This is a genomic window from Oscillospiraceae bacterium (assembly GCA_009780275.1).
Taxonomy (GTDB): Bacteria; Bacillota; Clostridia; order Oscillospirales; family UBA929; genus WRAI01.
The window spans coordinates 1-14,816 of record WRAI01000017.1 but is presented as its reverse complement, the minus strand read 5'-3'; the positions used below and the strand labels follow the sequence as shown (position 1 = coordinate 14,816).

16 protein-coding genes are annotated in these 14,816 nt (G+C 46.5%); 12 read left to right on the top strand and 4 right to left on the bottom strand.

Annotated features, from left to right (window positions below; all coding sequences use genetic code 11):
• Position 1: 1 nt before the first annotated feature.
• On the top strand, positions 2-358 hold the full coding sequence (gene spoVAE, locus FWE06_06195; GenBank protein MCL2546770.1) for a stage V sporulation protein AE: 357 nt from the start codon (positions 2-4) through the stop codon (positions 356-358).
• A gap of 124 nt (positions 359-482) precedes the next feature.
• Here spoVAE and FWE06_06190 read toward each other — a convergent pair whose 3' ends face one another.
• Positions 483-2,687, bottom strand: a complete 2,205-nt coding sequence (locus FWE06_06190) for a hypothetical protein (GenBank protein MCL2546769.1) — start codon at positions 2,685-2,687, stop codon at positions 483-485.
• Between the two features lie 5 nt (positions 2,688-2,692).
• Complete coding sequence (gene rlmB, locus FWE06_06185) at positions 2,693-3,457, bottom strand: 23S rRNA (guanosine(2251)-2'-O)-methyltransferase RlmB (GenBank protein MCL2546768.1); 765 nt, start codon at positions 3,455-3,457, stop codon at positions 2,693-2,695.
• Between the two features lie 125 nt (positions 3,458-3,582).
• Here rlmB and FWE06_06180 point away from each other — a divergent pair, with 125 nt between their 5' ends.
• The 10 genes from FWE06_06180 to FWE06_06135 all read left to right on the top strand — a co-directional run bounded on the left by FWE06_06180 (position 3,583) and on the right by FWE06_06135 (position 10,710).
• Complete coding sequence (locus FWE06_06180) at positions 3,583-4,362, top strand: sugar phosphate isomerase/epimerase (protein MCL2546767.1); 780 nt, start codon at positions 3,583-3,585, stop codon at positions 4,360-4,362.
• A 57-nt stretch (positions 4,363-4,419) separates the two neighbouring features.
• Positions 4,420-5,787 carry an asparagine--tRNA ligase gene (gene asnS, locus FWE06_06175; GenBank protein MCL2546766.1) on the top strand — a complete coding sequence of 456 codons (1,368 nt, stop codon included), beginning with the start codon at positions 4,420-4,422 and terminating at the stop codon, positions 5,785-5,787.
• 9 nt (positions 5,788-5,796) lie between these two features.
• Positions 5,797-6,687 (top strand): YafY family transcriptional regulator, encoded by an 891-nt coding sequence (locus FWE06_06170; GenBank protein ID MCL2546765.1) that lies wholly within the window; start codon positions 5,797-5,799, stop codon positions 6,685-6,687.
• Positions 6,688-6,783: 96 nt separating this feature from the next.
• Entirely contained in the window at positions 6,784-7,137 is a 354-nt protein-coding gene (locus FWE06_06165) for a VOC family protein (GenBank protein MCL2546764.1), read from the top strand.
• Positions 7,138-7,228: 91 nt separating this feature from the next.
• Entirely contained in the window at positions 7,229-7,594 is a 366-nt protein-coding gene (locus tag FWE06_06160; protein ID MCL2546763.1) for a VOC family protein, read from the top strand.
• A 59-nt stretch (positions 7,595-7,653) separates the two neighbouring features.
• The gene (locus tag FWE06_06155) at positions 7,654-7,983 is read left to right on the top strand and encodes a DUF3795 domain-containing protein (protein MCL2546762.1); all 330 of its coding nucleotides are present in this window, start codon (positions 7,654-7,656) and stop codon (positions 7,981-7,983) included.
• A 10-nt stretch (positions 7,984-7,993) separates the two neighbouring features.
• Positions 7,994-8,275 carry a hypothetical protein gene (locus FWE06_06150; GenBank protein ID MCL2546761.1) on the top strand — a complete coding sequence of 94 codons (282 nt, stop codon included), beginning with the start codon at positions 7,994-7,996 and terminating at the stop codon, positions 8,273-8,275.
• Positions 8,242-9,024 carry a hypothetical protein gene (locus FWE06_06145; GenBank protein ID MCL2546760.1) on the top strand — a complete coding sequence of 261 codons (783 nt, stop codon included), beginning with the start codon at positions 8,242-8,244 and terminating at the stop codon, positions 9,022-9,024. Before FWE06_06150 ends, FWE06_06145 begins: the two co-directional genes overlap by 34 nt.
• A gap of 173 nt (positions 9,025-9,197) precedes the next feature.
• Positions 9,198-10,226 carry a MerR family transcriptional regulator gene (locus FWE06_06140; GenBank protein MCL2546759.1) on the top strand — a complete coding sequence of 343 codons (1,029 nt, stop codon included), beginning with the start codon at positions 9,198-9,200 and terminating at the stop codon, positions 10,224-10,226.
• 1 nt (position 10,227) lies between these two features.
• Positions 10,228-10,710, top strand: coding sequence for a hypothetical protein (locus FWE06_06135; protein MCL2546758.1), 483 nt, complete (start codon positions 10,228-10,230; stop codon positions 10,708-10,710).
• 213 nt (positions 10,711-10,923) lie between these two features.
• On the opposite strand, the gene FWE06_06130 is transcribed toward FWE06_06135, so the two are convergent.
• Positions 10,924-11,691: a MerR family transcriptional regulator gene (locus tag FWE06_06130; protein ID MCL2546757.1), complete on the bottom strand. Its 768-nt coding sequence runs from the start codon at positions 11,689-11,691 to the stop codon at positions 10,924-10,926.
• A 108-nt stretch (positions 11,692-11,799) separates the two neighbouring features.
• Here FWE06_06130 and FWE06_06125 point away from each other — a divergent pair, with 108 nt between their 5' ends.
• Entirely contained in the window at positions 11,800-13,374 is a 1,575-nt protein-coding gene (locus FWE06_06125) for an MATE family efflux transporter (GenBank protein MCL2546756.1), read from the top strand.
• Positions 13,375-13,426: 52 nt separating this feature from the next.
• Here FWE06_06125 and FWE06_06120 read toward each other — a convergent pair.
• Positions 13,427-14,816 (bottom strand): MobA/MobL family protein (locus tag FWE06_06120; protein MCL2546755.1); only part of this gene is annotated, 1,390 nt, incomplete at its 5' end.

The following is a 14,816-nucleotide window of genomic DNA, read 5'->3' as shown; positions in this document are numbered from 1 at the left end:
TATGGACTTTGTGAAAGCATTTATTATTGGCGGCTTGCTATGCGCCATTGGGCAAATCATCCTGGATAAAACAAAGTTGACACCGGCACGACTATTGGTGATTTATGTCGTAACAGGTGTGATATTGACTGCGGTTGGCATATATGCGCCGCTTGTAGAATGGGCGGGCGCAGGTGCAACCGTACCATTGACAGGTTTTGGCTATGCGTTAGCCGAAGGCGTTCGGCGCGGCGTGGCAACTGACGGGGTGTTTGGTGCGTTTACAGGCGGCATAACAGCAACTGCCGCAGGCATTGCAGCAGCAGTTGTGTTTGGGTTTTCTTGTGCACTGTTGGCTAAAAGTCGAGATAAATCGTAGATTATGATGACAACTTCGCCATGTTCGGTTTCTTGGTCAAACTGTAACAGCAGGGAAAGATAGTTATGGGGATTTTTCACGTTGAGCTTTTATTATTATGCCCTTATTTTCCGTTTGTGAGCCGTCAATGCCACGTTACAATCCGAGATGCCAACCAAACCGGCACGAGAAAAATGCCGAAGAAGAGCAGAATAATGTGTGGCAAAAGCGATTGAGGGCTATTGATAAAGGCAAAGTAAAAGAACAACAGCAGTCCGCCGACAGAGCAGAGTAGATGGAACAGCAAGTTGAAGCGTGTTGCCGAACGGAGTTTGATGCCGGATACGATACACTCGGTATACGTGGCAATGCTGTCGCGCTCAATGAGTGCTGCCAGCTTGATGTTGAGTGGATGCTCAGGTGACGAAAGTGCCAGCCGCTGCTCGGTGGGGGGGATGTCTACATGATCACCTAAGCCGCTCATAACCTGGTTGAGCAACCGTGGCGTAATGTTGAAATCGCGGCAGACAAGTACAGGCGGGACATTGTAACGCAAGAGTTTGCGCACAGAGCGACGCACGTCTTTGCTGGTGGTATATTCTAACGGGAATGAACATGCCAAGCTCATGTTGATAGCAGTATAAATGGCTGTGCGTGACGGCAGTTTTTTTGGCAGTGACACGCCCATGCGCCGCATAAATGAGCCGGAGCCTACCAAAATGCGGTCGCTACCAATCTCGCCGGAAAAGCCGCCTTCCTCATGAAACTCAAATTGGCTGACAGATTGAATAACATCGCCCATTTTCATATCGCGAATCAACTCATCGGTCAAGATGGATAAGTTGCATTCACTGACACGTAAAATGCTGGCAGTGTAAGTGATGGCACGGGCGGGAGAGTGGTCATTGAACGGCACCATACCGGTAATTTTTACACGCCCCGGCGGAAACAAGTCGGCGTCACGCAAGGCAGACACGCCGTCGCCGGCGAGTGCCGCGACGCCCGGCCATCCCGCGATACAAGCGCGGAAGCGCGCCAAATGTCGCACTACGCGGCGATAGGGTAAAGCAAAGCTCAATCCGATAGTAAATGGCGCGACAGCCAGCGTAAGGATGGAGTACCACCACAAAAAGAGGTAAGGTGTTTCGTTGCTGATAGCTGCAATCAGCGCGAAAAGCACTGCCAAGACAGATAAAATCGGAACCAATTTGCTATCCACGACGGCAGCTTGGTCGCGACTTTCGATCTGTTGTACAAAATCATCATGATTGCCTGTAATACGCCCGAAGATGGCATGGCGTTCGTAGCCGGCCTCTTTGCGGAATAGAACAATAGGTTTTTCGATGGATGCCGCGACCTTGAGCGTTTGATGCCGTGCGGTTGCTTCACTGAGCCGTGCCCATAAGCTGAACATGAGTGATAAGGCGGCGATGATGTTGAGAGGCACAAACCTAAGCTCACGGTAAGGCAATTGTGCGGCAGGCGTGAGAAATATCTGATAAATAAACGCTAACGATGCCAAGTTGGCGACGGTTACTGCGAACGAGCGTCTAAGGCGCAAGGTAATCAGTTGCCGGATGCCATCGGCGATGACGTCATAGCATAATGCCATGACCGCCAAATGCATGGCGGCTGTGAAGCCATAAAATCGATACGGGCGGAAAAACAACCCCAGTCGTAATGTGATGTCCTCTGATAGCGGTAACGGCAACGTCTCCGCCAGTGTGAGGTAGAGCAGCGGCAGGATCAGAAATGGCAATAATGCAGCACGCAATCGCAGTAACGGTAAGGTTTTGCCGATGGTGTCGGCGGTTTCTTCCGGCGTAGGCTGATATTCTTGACTGGGCGTTCGGCCGATTTTCTCGCGCCAGCGTTGCCATAATGATGACTTTACTTCGATAGGCACTTCTAAAGGAATATCCTCATCAACACTTTGACCCACAAAGTCAGATGATGGCGCAAAAGCATCTTTGAATGAACCCTCATCATCCGTTTCAATTTCGACAGGCTTGATAACTGGAAGGGGAGCTGATTCTTTAAGATGGATGGCGTGTTGTAAGTCAAGTTCTTTGAGTTCCTCAGTCAGTTGCTTAAACTGTGCCGTTGGGTCTACTTTTTTTGTAGCTTCGAGAGATGAAGCAGAGGGTGACGCAATAGATATCTGGAGGGGATCGGCCTTAGGTGGCGTAGGCATTTTTATATCATCAAGCCCGGTAATTGTCACTAAATCCGGCGGCGTGAGCTCGCTTGGCACAGGTTGTTGCCCCTCTTCAAACATGAAATCTAAATGTTCCCATTTATCGGATCTATTTTTATTGCTTTTAGCGCGTTCGCCTTTTTGTCTAGGCATTATTTTTACCTCCGTGTTTTTACTGCGGTATACAATAAAACAGCTGCTGCAGCTGATACGTTCAATGAACCGATTTTGCCCAACATAGGTAGACTGACAATAAAATCACATTGCTCGCGCACCAACCGAGACAGTCCCGATTCCTCTGAGCCAAGTACTAACGCGCACGCGCCGGAAAAGTCGGCGTCAAGTCCGTCAACATTGCCGTCGGCATCGGCACCATAAATCCATAAGCCGTTGTCCTTTAACGTTTTTAATGCTGTAGTCAAGTTGCTTACCCGAGCCAGCGGCAAATGCTCTAACGCGCCGGCTGCCGCACGGTCAGTCCAAACTGACAAGCTTGCCGAGCGTCGTTTGGTAACAACGACACCATGCGCGCCCGCTGCCTCGGCCGTACGGCAGATTGCGCCGAGGTTGCGGCCGTCGTCAATGCCGTCACAGCAGACAATTAGCGCTGGCCGTTCCGACTGCTTTGCGTTGGCTATAATCTCATCCAAATCGGCGTAACGCCGCGCTGCAACGCTGGCAATCACGCCTTGATGTTTGCCCGTGGCGCTCATGCCGTCAAGATTGGCGCGTTCGCGCTCGATAACGACGACTTGGGCGCGTTTTGCCTCTTGGAGCAGCCCTCTAAGGTTTTTTGCGTCCTTGGAAACGTATAGCTTATCCAACGGTCGCCCGGCACGCAACGCTTCGGTGATGGCGTGCACACCCTCTAAAAGCTCAACCGAAATATCATTAGTGTTTGTGCTTGATATATTATCATCCATGACGCGCCCTCCATATCGTGCGGTTTAGATTACATTATAACACATTATGTCGACTAGCGCAAGGCTTGATATACGGTGCGAGTGGTGGTATAATTGAAGGCAAGATTATGTGTTGAGAGAGTAAAATGGATATAACGATTGTTGACTGGTTTGGCTATCACCTTTCCCCGCAAGAAAGAATGCGTCACATCAACGAGGCAGGGTTTTCGGGCGTTTTATTGTTGTGGGCAGATTATTTCGACAGTGACTACAAGGATTTTCCCGCATATGCAAGAGATGTCGGACTATATGTTGAAAACGCTCATGCGCCCTATATGAACGCCAATTTTCTGTGGGAAGATAGCATTAACGGGCAGGATTATGTACGGGAAATGATTACGTGCATAGAAGACTGTGCAGATCATGATATACCAACACTGGTCATGCACCCCGAAAATAAAAACGGCAATAAGGAAGTTATGTTGCCAAACAAATTTGATTTTGGTATTGACAGATTGAAAGAGATTGTGGAAGTGGCGGAACGCCTAAATGTAAATATTGCCATAGAAAACATGAGCCGCCCCGAATTTCTTGCATATATTTTCAGAGATATTCAGTCGCACCGGCTGGGCTTTTGTTTTGATAGCGGTCACTGGAATTTATTTATGCCTGAAATTGATTTATTGAGTTTGTATGGTGATAGGCTGATGGCGTTACATTTACATGACAATGATGGAGTAAATGATTGTCACGCATTGCCTTTCTCGGGCAATCTTCATTGGGATATCATAGCGGAAAAGTTGAAAATGTTTGGCTATAATGGGGCGTTAGCCCTTGAAGTGAGCAATGCGAGATTTGAATATATCAAAGAACCCGATAAATTTCTACGACTCGCCGTCGAAAAGACAAAGGGTCTTTTGGATTGAATTTTGAACAAAATCATGTTACAATAATCGCAACAATACGACAGAGGAGAGGTCACTATGCCTTACACAGCAATTCGCGAAATCTTTGCCGCGCCGCAAGCATTTGACGGGCAACAAGTTGAACTTGCCGGGTGGGTGCGCTCGGCACGGGACATGAAAAACTTTTGCTTCCTTGACCTCAATGACGGTACGCGCATGGGCGGCATTCAGGCGGTGGGGGAGAGTAATTTGCCAAACTTTTCCACCATTGCCAATCTGAATGTCGGTACGGCAGTTACCGTGCGCGGTACGGTTGTCTGTACGCCGCAAGCCAAGCAACCGTTGGAGTTGAAACTTGCCGAATTGAGCGTAGAGGGCGAATCGCCGCCCGAGTATCCATTGCAAAAAAAGAGACATTCGATGGAGTTTTTGCGCACGATTGCGCATTTACGGCCGCGTACGAATACCTTTCAGGCGACTTTTCGCGTGCGGAGCGAAGCGTCGTTTGCCATCCATGACTTCTTCCACAAGCGCGGCTTTGTTTACGCCCATACGCCGATTATCACGGGCAGTGATGCCGAGGGTGCGGGGCAGATGTTCCGCGTGACGACGTTGCCGCCAAGTAAGGACGATTTCACTCAAGATTTCTTTGGCAAACAGACGCATTTGACTGTTTCGGGGCAATTGCAGGCCGAGGCGTTTGCATTGGCGTTCGGCAAGACATACACTTTTGGCCCGACATTCCGTGCCGAAAACTCAAATACGCCGCGCCACGCCGCTGAATTTTGGATGATTGAGCCGGAAATTGCTTTCGCCGACATCAACGATGACATGGAGCTTGCCGAAGCCATGATGAAACATATCGTCAGTCACTTATTTGAAACATGCGCCGACGAATTGGCATTCTTCGACAGGTTTATGGAGCAAGGGTTACTTGAACGGTTGGAACAGCTGCGCGACGTGCCGTTTGGGCGCATGACCTACACCGAGGCGATTGCAGAACTGGAAAAAGTCAAAGATAAGTTTGAGTTCCCTGTGGCGTGGGGCAGCGACATCCAGACCGAACACGAGCGTTTTTTGAGTGAAACCTTGATGAAAAAGCCCGTCTTTGTGGTTGATTATCCCAAGGAAATCAAGAGCTTTTATATGCGTCTTAATAATGATGGCAAGACGGTTGCCGCAATGGATATGCTCGTGCCGGGCGTGGGTGAGTTAATTGGCGGCAGTCAGCGCGAGGAGCGGCTGGATGTGTTGGAAAAGCGCATTATCGAAGACGGAATGTTGCCGGAAGCCTACGAGTGGTATTTGGAGCTGCGTAAGTTTGGCGGTGTAAAACACGCCGGCTTTGGGTTAGGTTTTGAGCGGTTGTTGATGTATGTGACAGGCATGGCAAACATTCGCGATGTTGTACCGTTTCCGAGGACTGCGGGGCAGTGTGAGTACTAGGAGATAAATATGAAACTCGACCGCCTGCTCGGCATTGTTACACTGCTATTACAAAACGATCGCATGACGGCACCCGAGTTGGCTGAAATCTTCGAGGTCAGCCGCCGTACTATCGGGCGTGATATTGACGCGCTTTGTGTTGCCGGCATTCCGATTGTCACGGCGCAAGGCGCGGGCGGCGGCATTGCGATAGCCGAGGGATTTACACTGGATAAAAACGTGCTGCGCGATGAGGAGTTGCCCGATTTAATTGCCGCAGTGCAAGGATTAGGCAGTGTTTCCGACGATGCTAAAACGGCGTTGACACTTGATAAGCTGGGCGCAAAATCAGACAAGAAAAATCCCATTAAAATTGATTTAGCCTCTTATTATAAGGGGCAATTGACTGAGAAAATTGCGCTAATTAAACGCGCCGTGCGTGAATCGCGGTTGATTGTGTTTGACTATTACAGCCAAAGCGGGCATTCGCGCCGTTGCATTGAGCCGTATATCGCGCTGTTTCAGTGGTCATCGTGGTATGTGTTTGGTTTTTGCATAGAGCGGCAGGATTGGCGTATGTTTAAGCTGCAACGCCTGTGGGATTTGAATACGCGCGACGAAACATTTGCGCCGCGGGAGATTCCGCCCGATCGGCAAGACTTTGGCATGAATTTTACCGATGATATTGAATTAACGGCGTTGTTTGACAGCAGTGAGAAATATCGATTGATTGAGGCGTACGGTTTGGGCAGTTATGAGGAAACCAACGATGGCTTATTGTTTGCATTCGGGTTTGAAAATCGTGCGTTTTTGCTGAACTGGTTGTTGGGCTTTGGTGATAAAGTCAAAGTGCTTGCGCCGGACGATATTGCCCGAGAAATACAGGATATTGCTGAGAAAATTTTGTTGAAGTATAGGTGAAGTTTATTTTCAACAGGACATACTGTTGTCGTGTTTGAGGTGGTATACTAACATTGCTCGTCAAAATTACGAGCAAGAGCTTAAAGGAGAAAAACAATGATTACTAAATTTGGTGGCATGAACATTTCATCAAAGAATCCGGAAGCATTAGCGCGGTTCTACAACGAAAAATTAGGGATTCCGATATGCGGAGAAGACCCGACAGACTTTGACGGCGCAGAAATCGGGTTTGATATAAACCAACCGCATATTTGGATTTGGAACGAGAACGAATGGGGCAAATCAAATACCGGTACGGTTACATTTGTTTTTGAGTGCGATGACCACGATAGAACATATGAAGAATTGAAGACAAAAGGGGTTGAGCTTGACCCTCCGACAACGGCTTCATGGGGCGGAAAAGAGCTTATCGTGAAAGACCCCGACGGGAACACTATATTGATATTGTGAGGATAATACCATGCTTGATAAAATCATCATACTGTTGTCGTGTTTGAGGTGCTATCATTGAGCAATAATTCATATATAGGAGGCAACAAAAATGCACAGAGTATTTTTTGAAGCAATCATTAAAAATAGCGTCACAGCCGCCGCACTTTACCAAAAGGCCTTTGATGCCGAGCTTGTTGCAGAACACAAAAATGAGGACGGCAGCTATGCTCATGCTGAGCTCAGTATCAACGGGCATATATTGGCGTTGATGGAGCTGCGCGATGAAATTGTTATCGGAAACACTATGATGTTTGCACTGGAATTTGGCACGGGCAATGAAGATTGTGTACAGAAAGCGTACGAGATTTTGAAAGATGATGCAACAATCATCGACGCTTTGGGGCCTTGTCCATATAGCCAACTTCAATTTGTATTGATTGACAAATTTGGTGTGCGCTGGTGTCTTTTTGCGTAAATGCAGTGAATGATATGCGGGTGGTAGAATCCATCCATACAAAACAGGAGGATACATACATGAGCAAAATTCAATCACGCTGCGGGCTTTGTTGCGACACCTGCCCTTATAAAGAATCAAACGGCTGCAATGGCTGTCTTGTCAGCGGTGGCAATCCGTTTTGGGGTGAGTGCGATACGGCAAAATGCTGTATTGAAAAAGGTCACGCGCATTGCGGCGAATGCGAAAAGTTGCCAATGCTTATCTGTGCCGAAACACATACTTATGATTCAACTATGTGCAACGATATTTACAACATGTCTTGCGGCGATGATGAGGAATGCGATACGCCACCGGGCAAACGTATAGACCAGTGCAGAGAATGGGCAAAACTACATCCGATAAAGTAAGGAGTTTGCTATGAATCAACAACACATAACCGCCCTGCGCATGGAACGGCAGCATTTGAACAGCACGGTAAGCCACGCCGAGTACGACGCACTCTACCGCGACACCCAGCCCGGGCAAAACGTGTATTGGAACGGTTTTGGCGACCCGCCGAGCATCACATACCGTGCCGATTTTAACGACATAGAATATAACCGTCAACGGCAAGCCGAGCGCAAATTGCTTAAAGGCGGTTTCAAGGCGGCAATCTCGGTTGGATTGTGCGTGAGGATTTGGCGTTGTTTGCGGGGTTAGCGTGCAAGCCGCTGATTGTGCCGAATCCCGTGCAGGAGAGTGTTTGGGAACTTATCGAGCGTGAAGGCCCGATGAACATTGAGTATTTGAAAGAAACGCTGCAACTGCGCGTTAAAGACATTACACCGGCGTTGCACCGCTTGCAAGAAGCGTTTTTGGTTTACGAAGACCAGTACGACGGCGAATGGGACAGAGGTTGGTATAAGTTTGCCGAAATGTTTCCTGATGTTGACGTGGAACAGTATTCGCGCCATGAGTCGTTAATAATTGTGCTGCAACGGTTTGCGTATCGTCATGTCGTGTTTGACAGCAAGATGGCAAAATCGTTTTATAAATTGCCCGAAAAAGAAATCAAATCCGCGATAGCTACGATGATTGAAAATAATACGATTTTTGAAACAGAGCACGGCTATATGCTGCCCGATGACGTAAAATTACTGGAAACTTACGCTGAAATGCCGAAAAAACGTGTTTTTGCCATGCATCGCAACGACTTTATGGTAAAGTCAAACGAACATTGGCTAAAAACGATGTTTACGCACGATTACCCCGATACATTATATTATATTCTCGTTGACGGCGTATTCTGCGGCGCAGTTGTTGGCAAATTTCGCTATACACCGGAGGTTGAAGATGTGATTGTTGATTTGCCGCAAGACGAAGCAGCGGCGCGAAAAGACGAGCTTTTGCAGGCGGTGCAAGCGTTGTGCGGGATTATGTCGCGACGATATTTGGGGGAAGTATTATAGCTGATTGTTATAGTGAGTATTCGTAGGGGCAGGAATTTATATTAGCTACCGCATTTGAGGTAAAATCTGAGTGCGGATTCTTTGTAAAAAACTTTTGAAAAAAGGCTTGACTCTTACCTTAGGTAAGGCTTTATACTAACCTTGTTATTGCGAAAATACAAGGAGAAAATACTATGAACCAGTTAATAAAAATCAACGAAGTCACCACACGCTACGATGTTACGGCGCGTACATTACACTACTACGAAAAGATGGGGCTTATCCATAGCTCCCGTGACGAAAGTTCGGGTTATCGGCTCTATGACGAAACTGCGATTGTCAGATTAAAGCAAATCCTAATCTTGCGTAAAATGAACATTTCGATTGCCGACATCGGACAAATATTTTCGGCAAACAATTCCGATGCTGTTCTCTCGGTCTTGGACAGAAAAGTTGATGACATTGACAATGAAGTAGCACATTTGCACGAATTAAAAGAAATCGTGTTAGAGTTTATTCACCAAATGCGGCAAGCTGATTTTCACAACGCATCGGACATAAAAATGCTATTTGACAAAGCGGTGGAAATTGAAACATCATTGGTACAAGATAGTCCAGACATTGCGAACTTGCTTGATACATCTGATGTTGTTGACGAACAGCTAACAAGCATTGCGGTTGAGAGCCAAACGGCAAATTCGCCGCACATATTGGAACGGTTTGAGGTAGTAAAAAATCCTGCATACCGCTTTATCGGCAAGGCTGTATATGTCCGCAACGATTGGGGTAATCCACACGCTGATACAGGGGGGATTCTCGGAAGCGTTTGGAGTGCTAAGAAGTGGATTTTTTCGACCCTTGACGAAATGGCGGACTATATTGCGCCCGATATGCCATACGCAGGTGGCGTATATATGTGGGATAAGTATGACGAAAAAAATAGACTGCAAGGATATAAAATCGGCAAATTCATGAGAGCAGATACGCCTGTGCCGGACGGTATGGATTATTTTGATATTGATGAGGGTTATATTGCCAAAGGTTGGGGTGGATTTGTTGAGGGACAAATAAAAGATATTCTCAGAGAGTCGAACGAATACAACGACGCTTCATGGTCGTGGGGGGGCGATGTGTTTGCTGATTACGATGCGCGTGGCGATGACGGTAGCTTTGATAAAGATAAAACCGGGTATTTCATTGCGTGTACGAAAGCAGGAAGATAAGATGGCAGAGAAAATAAAGCCCCAAGCAGAAGATGCTGTTACTTTACATCTTGATGGCGAAACAGCACAAAGCGCACTTGACTTTATTGAGTTTATGAAAGAAAATAAAATGTCGCTCAAACATACATCGGGAAGGCATTGGAAAGCAAGCTATAAATCAAAAGGCGTTTGCTATATGCTGATTGATGAAAACGGATGGATTTTGCGATTCAGTCAATTCACAAGAGAACGCTGGTTTGTAGATTATGAGCACTGTATAACAGACGCAGGGCTGAAAGAATTTATTTTAAGCAAAATAAATCCACGGAATTGCCCCGATCGAGATTGTGGTATTAGCAGAAACAAAATGATTCTGGGTAAAACCTTCGATGAAGTGTGTACATGTTGGCCTCTTTATTTGAAAAACCTTGATGGTGAAGACCTTGCAAACATCAAAAAATTTGTTTTAGTCATTAAACAGTTTATTGCCGAGTTGGCGGTGTAGCAAGTAAGCATGGAGCAAAGGTTTCACGCAAGTCTACCCAATGCCTTGATTATCGAAATTAGATGTAATATAGTCTGAGGGTAGATTTATTAGATAGCGTACATTTGCACCGTTTGCGCAGACGGCACGATTGATTTGTCAAGGGGTGCAAATGAAAAAAGGGCAAAAAAATAGCACAGAGGATAATCCCTGCGCTACTTCGAGTATTAAGTTTCAGCTATCAAGTGTTATCACTCGCAATTCATTAAACGGCTTATTTATCTTATGTCTGCCAGTAAAAATCTCTGTTTCAATAGCCAAAAACGAGCCTGTGAGGTGTTCTTTGAACAATTCGCAGGCTTGCTCAATTTGTGCCTTTTCGCTCTGCCGGCAAGCGTATTTTCCGGCAGGGATTGTTTTATTCGCCATGCGTTTTGGCACTTCCATATAAGCAAAATATGAGGTGTTATCCCCAGAATGTTCACACAAAAAACCGTATTCCGCTGAACCGTCTACATCGCCTATATCGGCAAACGACACAAACAATTCCAATAAATCTAAATCTCTCAACGAAGTGCCGCACGGCTTGATATAGAAATGTTTTTGTGGAAAATCGCGCTCATATATTTCTTCGGGGTTGTATTGCTCGGACAAATCCATTTTCTGCTCTAAGTCGCGGATAAGTGCCAACCCTTGTCGGATTTTTTTGAGTTTCTGCTCGGCAATCTCTTTTCCGTGTGTTAGGAATGCACGGAAATTCATCATATCATCTGCACTTGTAAACTGCGTTAATTCTTTGAGTGGTATGTCTAACTCAATGCAAAACATGATGATTTCAACGTGATATGCTTGGTCGAAAGAGTAGTACCGATAGCCCGAATCGGGGTCAATATGGGCAGGTTTTAGAAGATTTAATTTCTCGTAGTAACGCAATGAGCGCAAACTCGCCCCTGTCAATTTTGAGATTTCACCAATGGAAAGCAAACCGTTTTCTCTGCTCATAAAAATAATTTTTCCTTTTTTTGAAATTGGGTATTGACTCTGACATAATGTCATGGTTTATACTTTGATTATACCGCAAGTGCGACCGAAAGTAAAGGAGAAATTACAATGACAGAGCACAAAGAAGTCCTCACGTTAGAGGAAGAAAAAGAAGCAGCGGCAAAAGCCGCCGAGGAAGAAAAACTGAATAAACCGATAACATTTAAGTTTTTGCTTTCATTCACAATCCCCACGATATTATCATTCATTATCATGGGCATATTCGGCACGATTGACGGCGTTTTCGCCGCACGCGGAATCAATCAAGAAGCCCTCGGTGCAATCAATTTTGTTATGCCATTTTTCACATTTACAATGGCGATTGGTGCAATGTTATCCATCGGCGGTACAGCTCTTATCGCAAAGAAAAAAGGCAAAAAATTATTACAAGAAGCTCGCGAAAATTTCACCCTATTAACTCTTGTTACTTTTGTGACAAGTATGATTATCTCTGTTGTAGGTTGGTTTGCAAGAAGTCCGCTGTTGCGACTGCTCGGCACGGATAGTGATGTTTTTGACTTGGCCTTGGAGTACATTCAACCACTAATTTTGATGATGCCGTTTATTATGGTCGGTATGTTCCTCGTTCAGCTTATGATTGCCGAAGGCCGCCCCGTTCTTAGTATGTTCGCTTCCAGTTCGGGCGCACTCGTAAGCACTTCATTAAATGCCTTATTCATTTTTGTATTTGATTTAGGCGTGATGGGGCTTGCATTGGCAACGGGTATCGGCTATGCCGTGCCAACGATATTGGGCATGATATATTTTACTTTCAGCCGAAAAAAAGGTATTTACTTTGTCCGTCCGAAATGGGATATTCGCGCTCTCGGTCGTTCTTCAATGAATGGTATCAGCGAAATGGTGACGATGTTGGCTACAACCGTAACGACTATCGTTATGAACAACGTACTTGTCCGCATTGTTGGTTGGGAGGGCGTTGCGGCGGCAGGTATCGCTTTGGCAGGAATGGGCATTTTATCTTCGCTTTTCTTTGGCTACGCTTCGGGTATCGCACCTGTTGTGAGTTACAATTTTGGAAAGAAAAAGCACTATGGCGCAGACAGCGAAATAGGGCAAGAGCGGCACGGCAATTTGAAAAAGCTATACAAAAAGAGCTTGATTATCGTTGCGGCATTGTCTGTCATTGCGTTGGTTGGCACACTCATTTTCGCTGATTTGATGGTGAGGATTTACGTTTCGCCAAACGATGTATGCGTACATTTGAATGGACTTGTTCAAAGTGTTTGCAGCGCACATTTGCCTGTCTATGAGTATATGAGCGGATATGGTGCTGTGCCGATGGAGTATCTCACGGCATGGGGCGGTGAGATGTGTACAGGGCATTTGCACGCAATGTCGGTGCGGGGTTTGCGAATTATCTCGTTTGGCTTTTTGCTGATGGGGTTCAATGTGTTTGCGACAGCATGGTTTACGGCGTTTAACGATGGCTTGGTATCGGGTTTCATGTCGCTTATGCGGACGATGGTGTTTACATTGACACTCTTGGTTACATTGCCGAGAATTATCACGCCGAGTTTGGACGGTGCGTGGCTCGCCATGCCGTTGGCGGAAGTGTTAGCGATTGTCGTGACGATTTTCTTTTTGAGAAAGATGGGCAAGAAGTATTATTATCGAGAGGGGTAACAGATAGACAAGCTACGGCGGCATGATTTATGCCGCCGTTTTTCTTTGTGTGTCACCGTGTCATATCTCTTGTTGGTGTTCTCGTTTCTGGCTGCACCAAATCATAAACCGCCCGCCGTATTTTGTAAACTTGGTCGGTTTCTTTTTTGAGTTTTTGGTATTGGTGGCTTAACACTTGCTTGTCGGCAAGTAACCGCTCCCGCTCTGTTCGCCATGCCTTTGTGGGGATTGTTTTTCTGCCGTTTAAGTGTCGGTCAAGATAGGCTTTTGAGGTTGGGCATTTAGTCTTTTTGTAATCCGCTACTTGCCGTAAATGCTCGTCCAAAACTTTCAATCGCCGCTCGATGGGTTTTGACTTGTTGCGAATATCATGTTGCGTGGAATACATTTCTTTCAGCTTGCTTTCAAGTGCCGCCATGTCTTTAATGTCATTGCTGACAAGGAAGTTCACAATTTCAGCGGTGTACTTCAAGTGGCGTATTCCACTCCGGCGGTCAAAAATGCTCTGCACAACTTCGGCAAGGTTTGGCTCTTTCGGAATGTCACGCACCCACTTTTGGAGTTTCACAATCTGCGCTTTGAGTTCTCGCAATTTCTGATTTGTAACTTCGATTGCTCGGTTGATGTTGCCCCTGTCTGTGGCAACCCCTTTTTGCTCCATCTGATGAGCTGCCGTGCCGAGTTTGATAGATGGGATTTTATCAACGCCCTGCCGTTCATAACTCCGATGGTCTACTCGCTCGGCGTGATTGTGCTTTTCTAAATGAGCGTTGAGAGCAACCGCCCAACCCTCGCGCCATTCTTCGGCTTTTGTCTGCTCGTTCCAATCCACGGTAGGGATTTTCTTGCCATCAACCGTGCGGGATTTCTGCCCCCATTTTCCGTCTTGTTCAATGGGGCGCATGGTGAGTAAAATGTGTGCGTGTGGGTTTCCATCGTCCTTGTCGTGGATAGCAATATCGGCGCACATTCCCGCCGAAACAAAATGCTGATTGACATACTCATTGACAAGAGAAATGTTTTGCGTTTCCGTTAATTCCACAGGCAGGGCAAGTTCAATTTCCCTCGAAAGTTGAGCGGTTTTATAGCACTCGAATTTTTCAACGGCGTTCCACAAAACGGCACGGTCTGAATATTCGGCTGGGGCATGGTCGGGCAGTAAAATCTCGGTATGCACAACCCCGCCTTTTTTGGTATAGTCATGGGTCACGCCGTCATATTCATTTATGATTTTCTCACCTGCACGATAAGCGGCGGCGGCAACGGCTGATTTACCTTTTCCACGGCTGATTATTTTAATACTGCAATGATAGATTGCGATGGTCGTACTCCTTTCTATGGCGGTGGCTACAAAGACACGGCGAAAGTGATTTTTGTTCCGCAGAACGAAAATCGCTTCCGCCGTGTTTGCAAGGGGTTTGGGGAGTGCAGCTCCCCAATTT

Excerpts from the sequence above, each read along its gene's own strand:
- spoVAE (MCL2546770.1), top strand. The coding sequence starts at position 2 with ATGGACTTTGTGAAAGCATTTATTATTGGCGGCTTGCTATGCGCCATT.
- FWE06_06190 (MCL2546769.1), bottom strand. The coding sequence starts at position 2,687 with ATGCCTAGACAAAAAGGCGAACGCGCTAAAAGCAATAAAAATAGATCC.
- rlmB (MCL2546768.1), bottom strand. The coding sequence starts at position 3,457 with ATGGATGATAATATATCAAGCACAAACACTAATGATATTTCGGTTGAG.
- FWE06_06180 (MCL2546767.1), top strand. The coding sequence starts at position 3,583 with ATGGATATAACGATTGTTGACTGGTTTGGCTATCACCTTTCCCCGCAA.
- asnS (MCL2546766.1), top strand. The coding sequence starts at position 4,420 with ATGCCTTACACAGCAATTCGCGAAATCTTTGCCGCGCCGCAAGCATTT.
- FWE06_06170 (MCL2546765.1), top strand. The coding sequence starts at position 5,797 with ATGAAACTCGACCGCCTGCTCGGCATTGTTACACTGCTATTACAAAAC.
- FWE06_06165 (MCL2546764.1), top strand. The coding sequence starts at position 6,784 with ATGATTACTAAATTTGGTGGCATGAACATTTCATCAAAGAATCCGGAA.
- FWE06_06160 (MCL2546763.1), top strand. The coding sequence starts at position 7,229 with ATGCACAGAGTATTTTTTGAAGCAATCATTAAAAATAGCGTCACAGCC.
- FWE06_06155 (MCL2546762.1), top strand. The coding sequence starts at position 7,654 with ATGAGCAAAATTCAATCACGCTGCGGGCTTTGTTGCGACACCTGCCCT.
- FWE06_06150 (MCL2546761.1), top strand. The coding sequence starts at position 7,994 with ATGAATCAACAACACATAACCGCCCTGCGCATGGAACGGCAGCATTTG.
- FWE06_06140 (MCL2546759.1), top strand. The coding sequence starts at position 9,198 with ATGAACCAGTTAATAAAAATCAACGAAGTCACCACACGCTACGATGTT.
- FWE06_06135 (MCL2546758.1), top strand. The coding sequence starts at position 10,228 with ATGGCAGAGAAAATAAAGCCCCAAGCAGAAGATGCTGTTACTTTACAT.
- FWE06_06130 (MCL2546757.1), bottom strand. The coding sequence starts at position 11,691 with ATGAGCAGAGAAAACGGTTTGCTTTCCATTGGTGAAATCTCAAAATTG.
- FWE06_06125 (MCL2546756.1), top strand. The coding sequence starts at position 11,800 with ATGACAGAGCACAAAGAAGTCCTCACGTTAGAGGAAGAAAAAGAAGCA.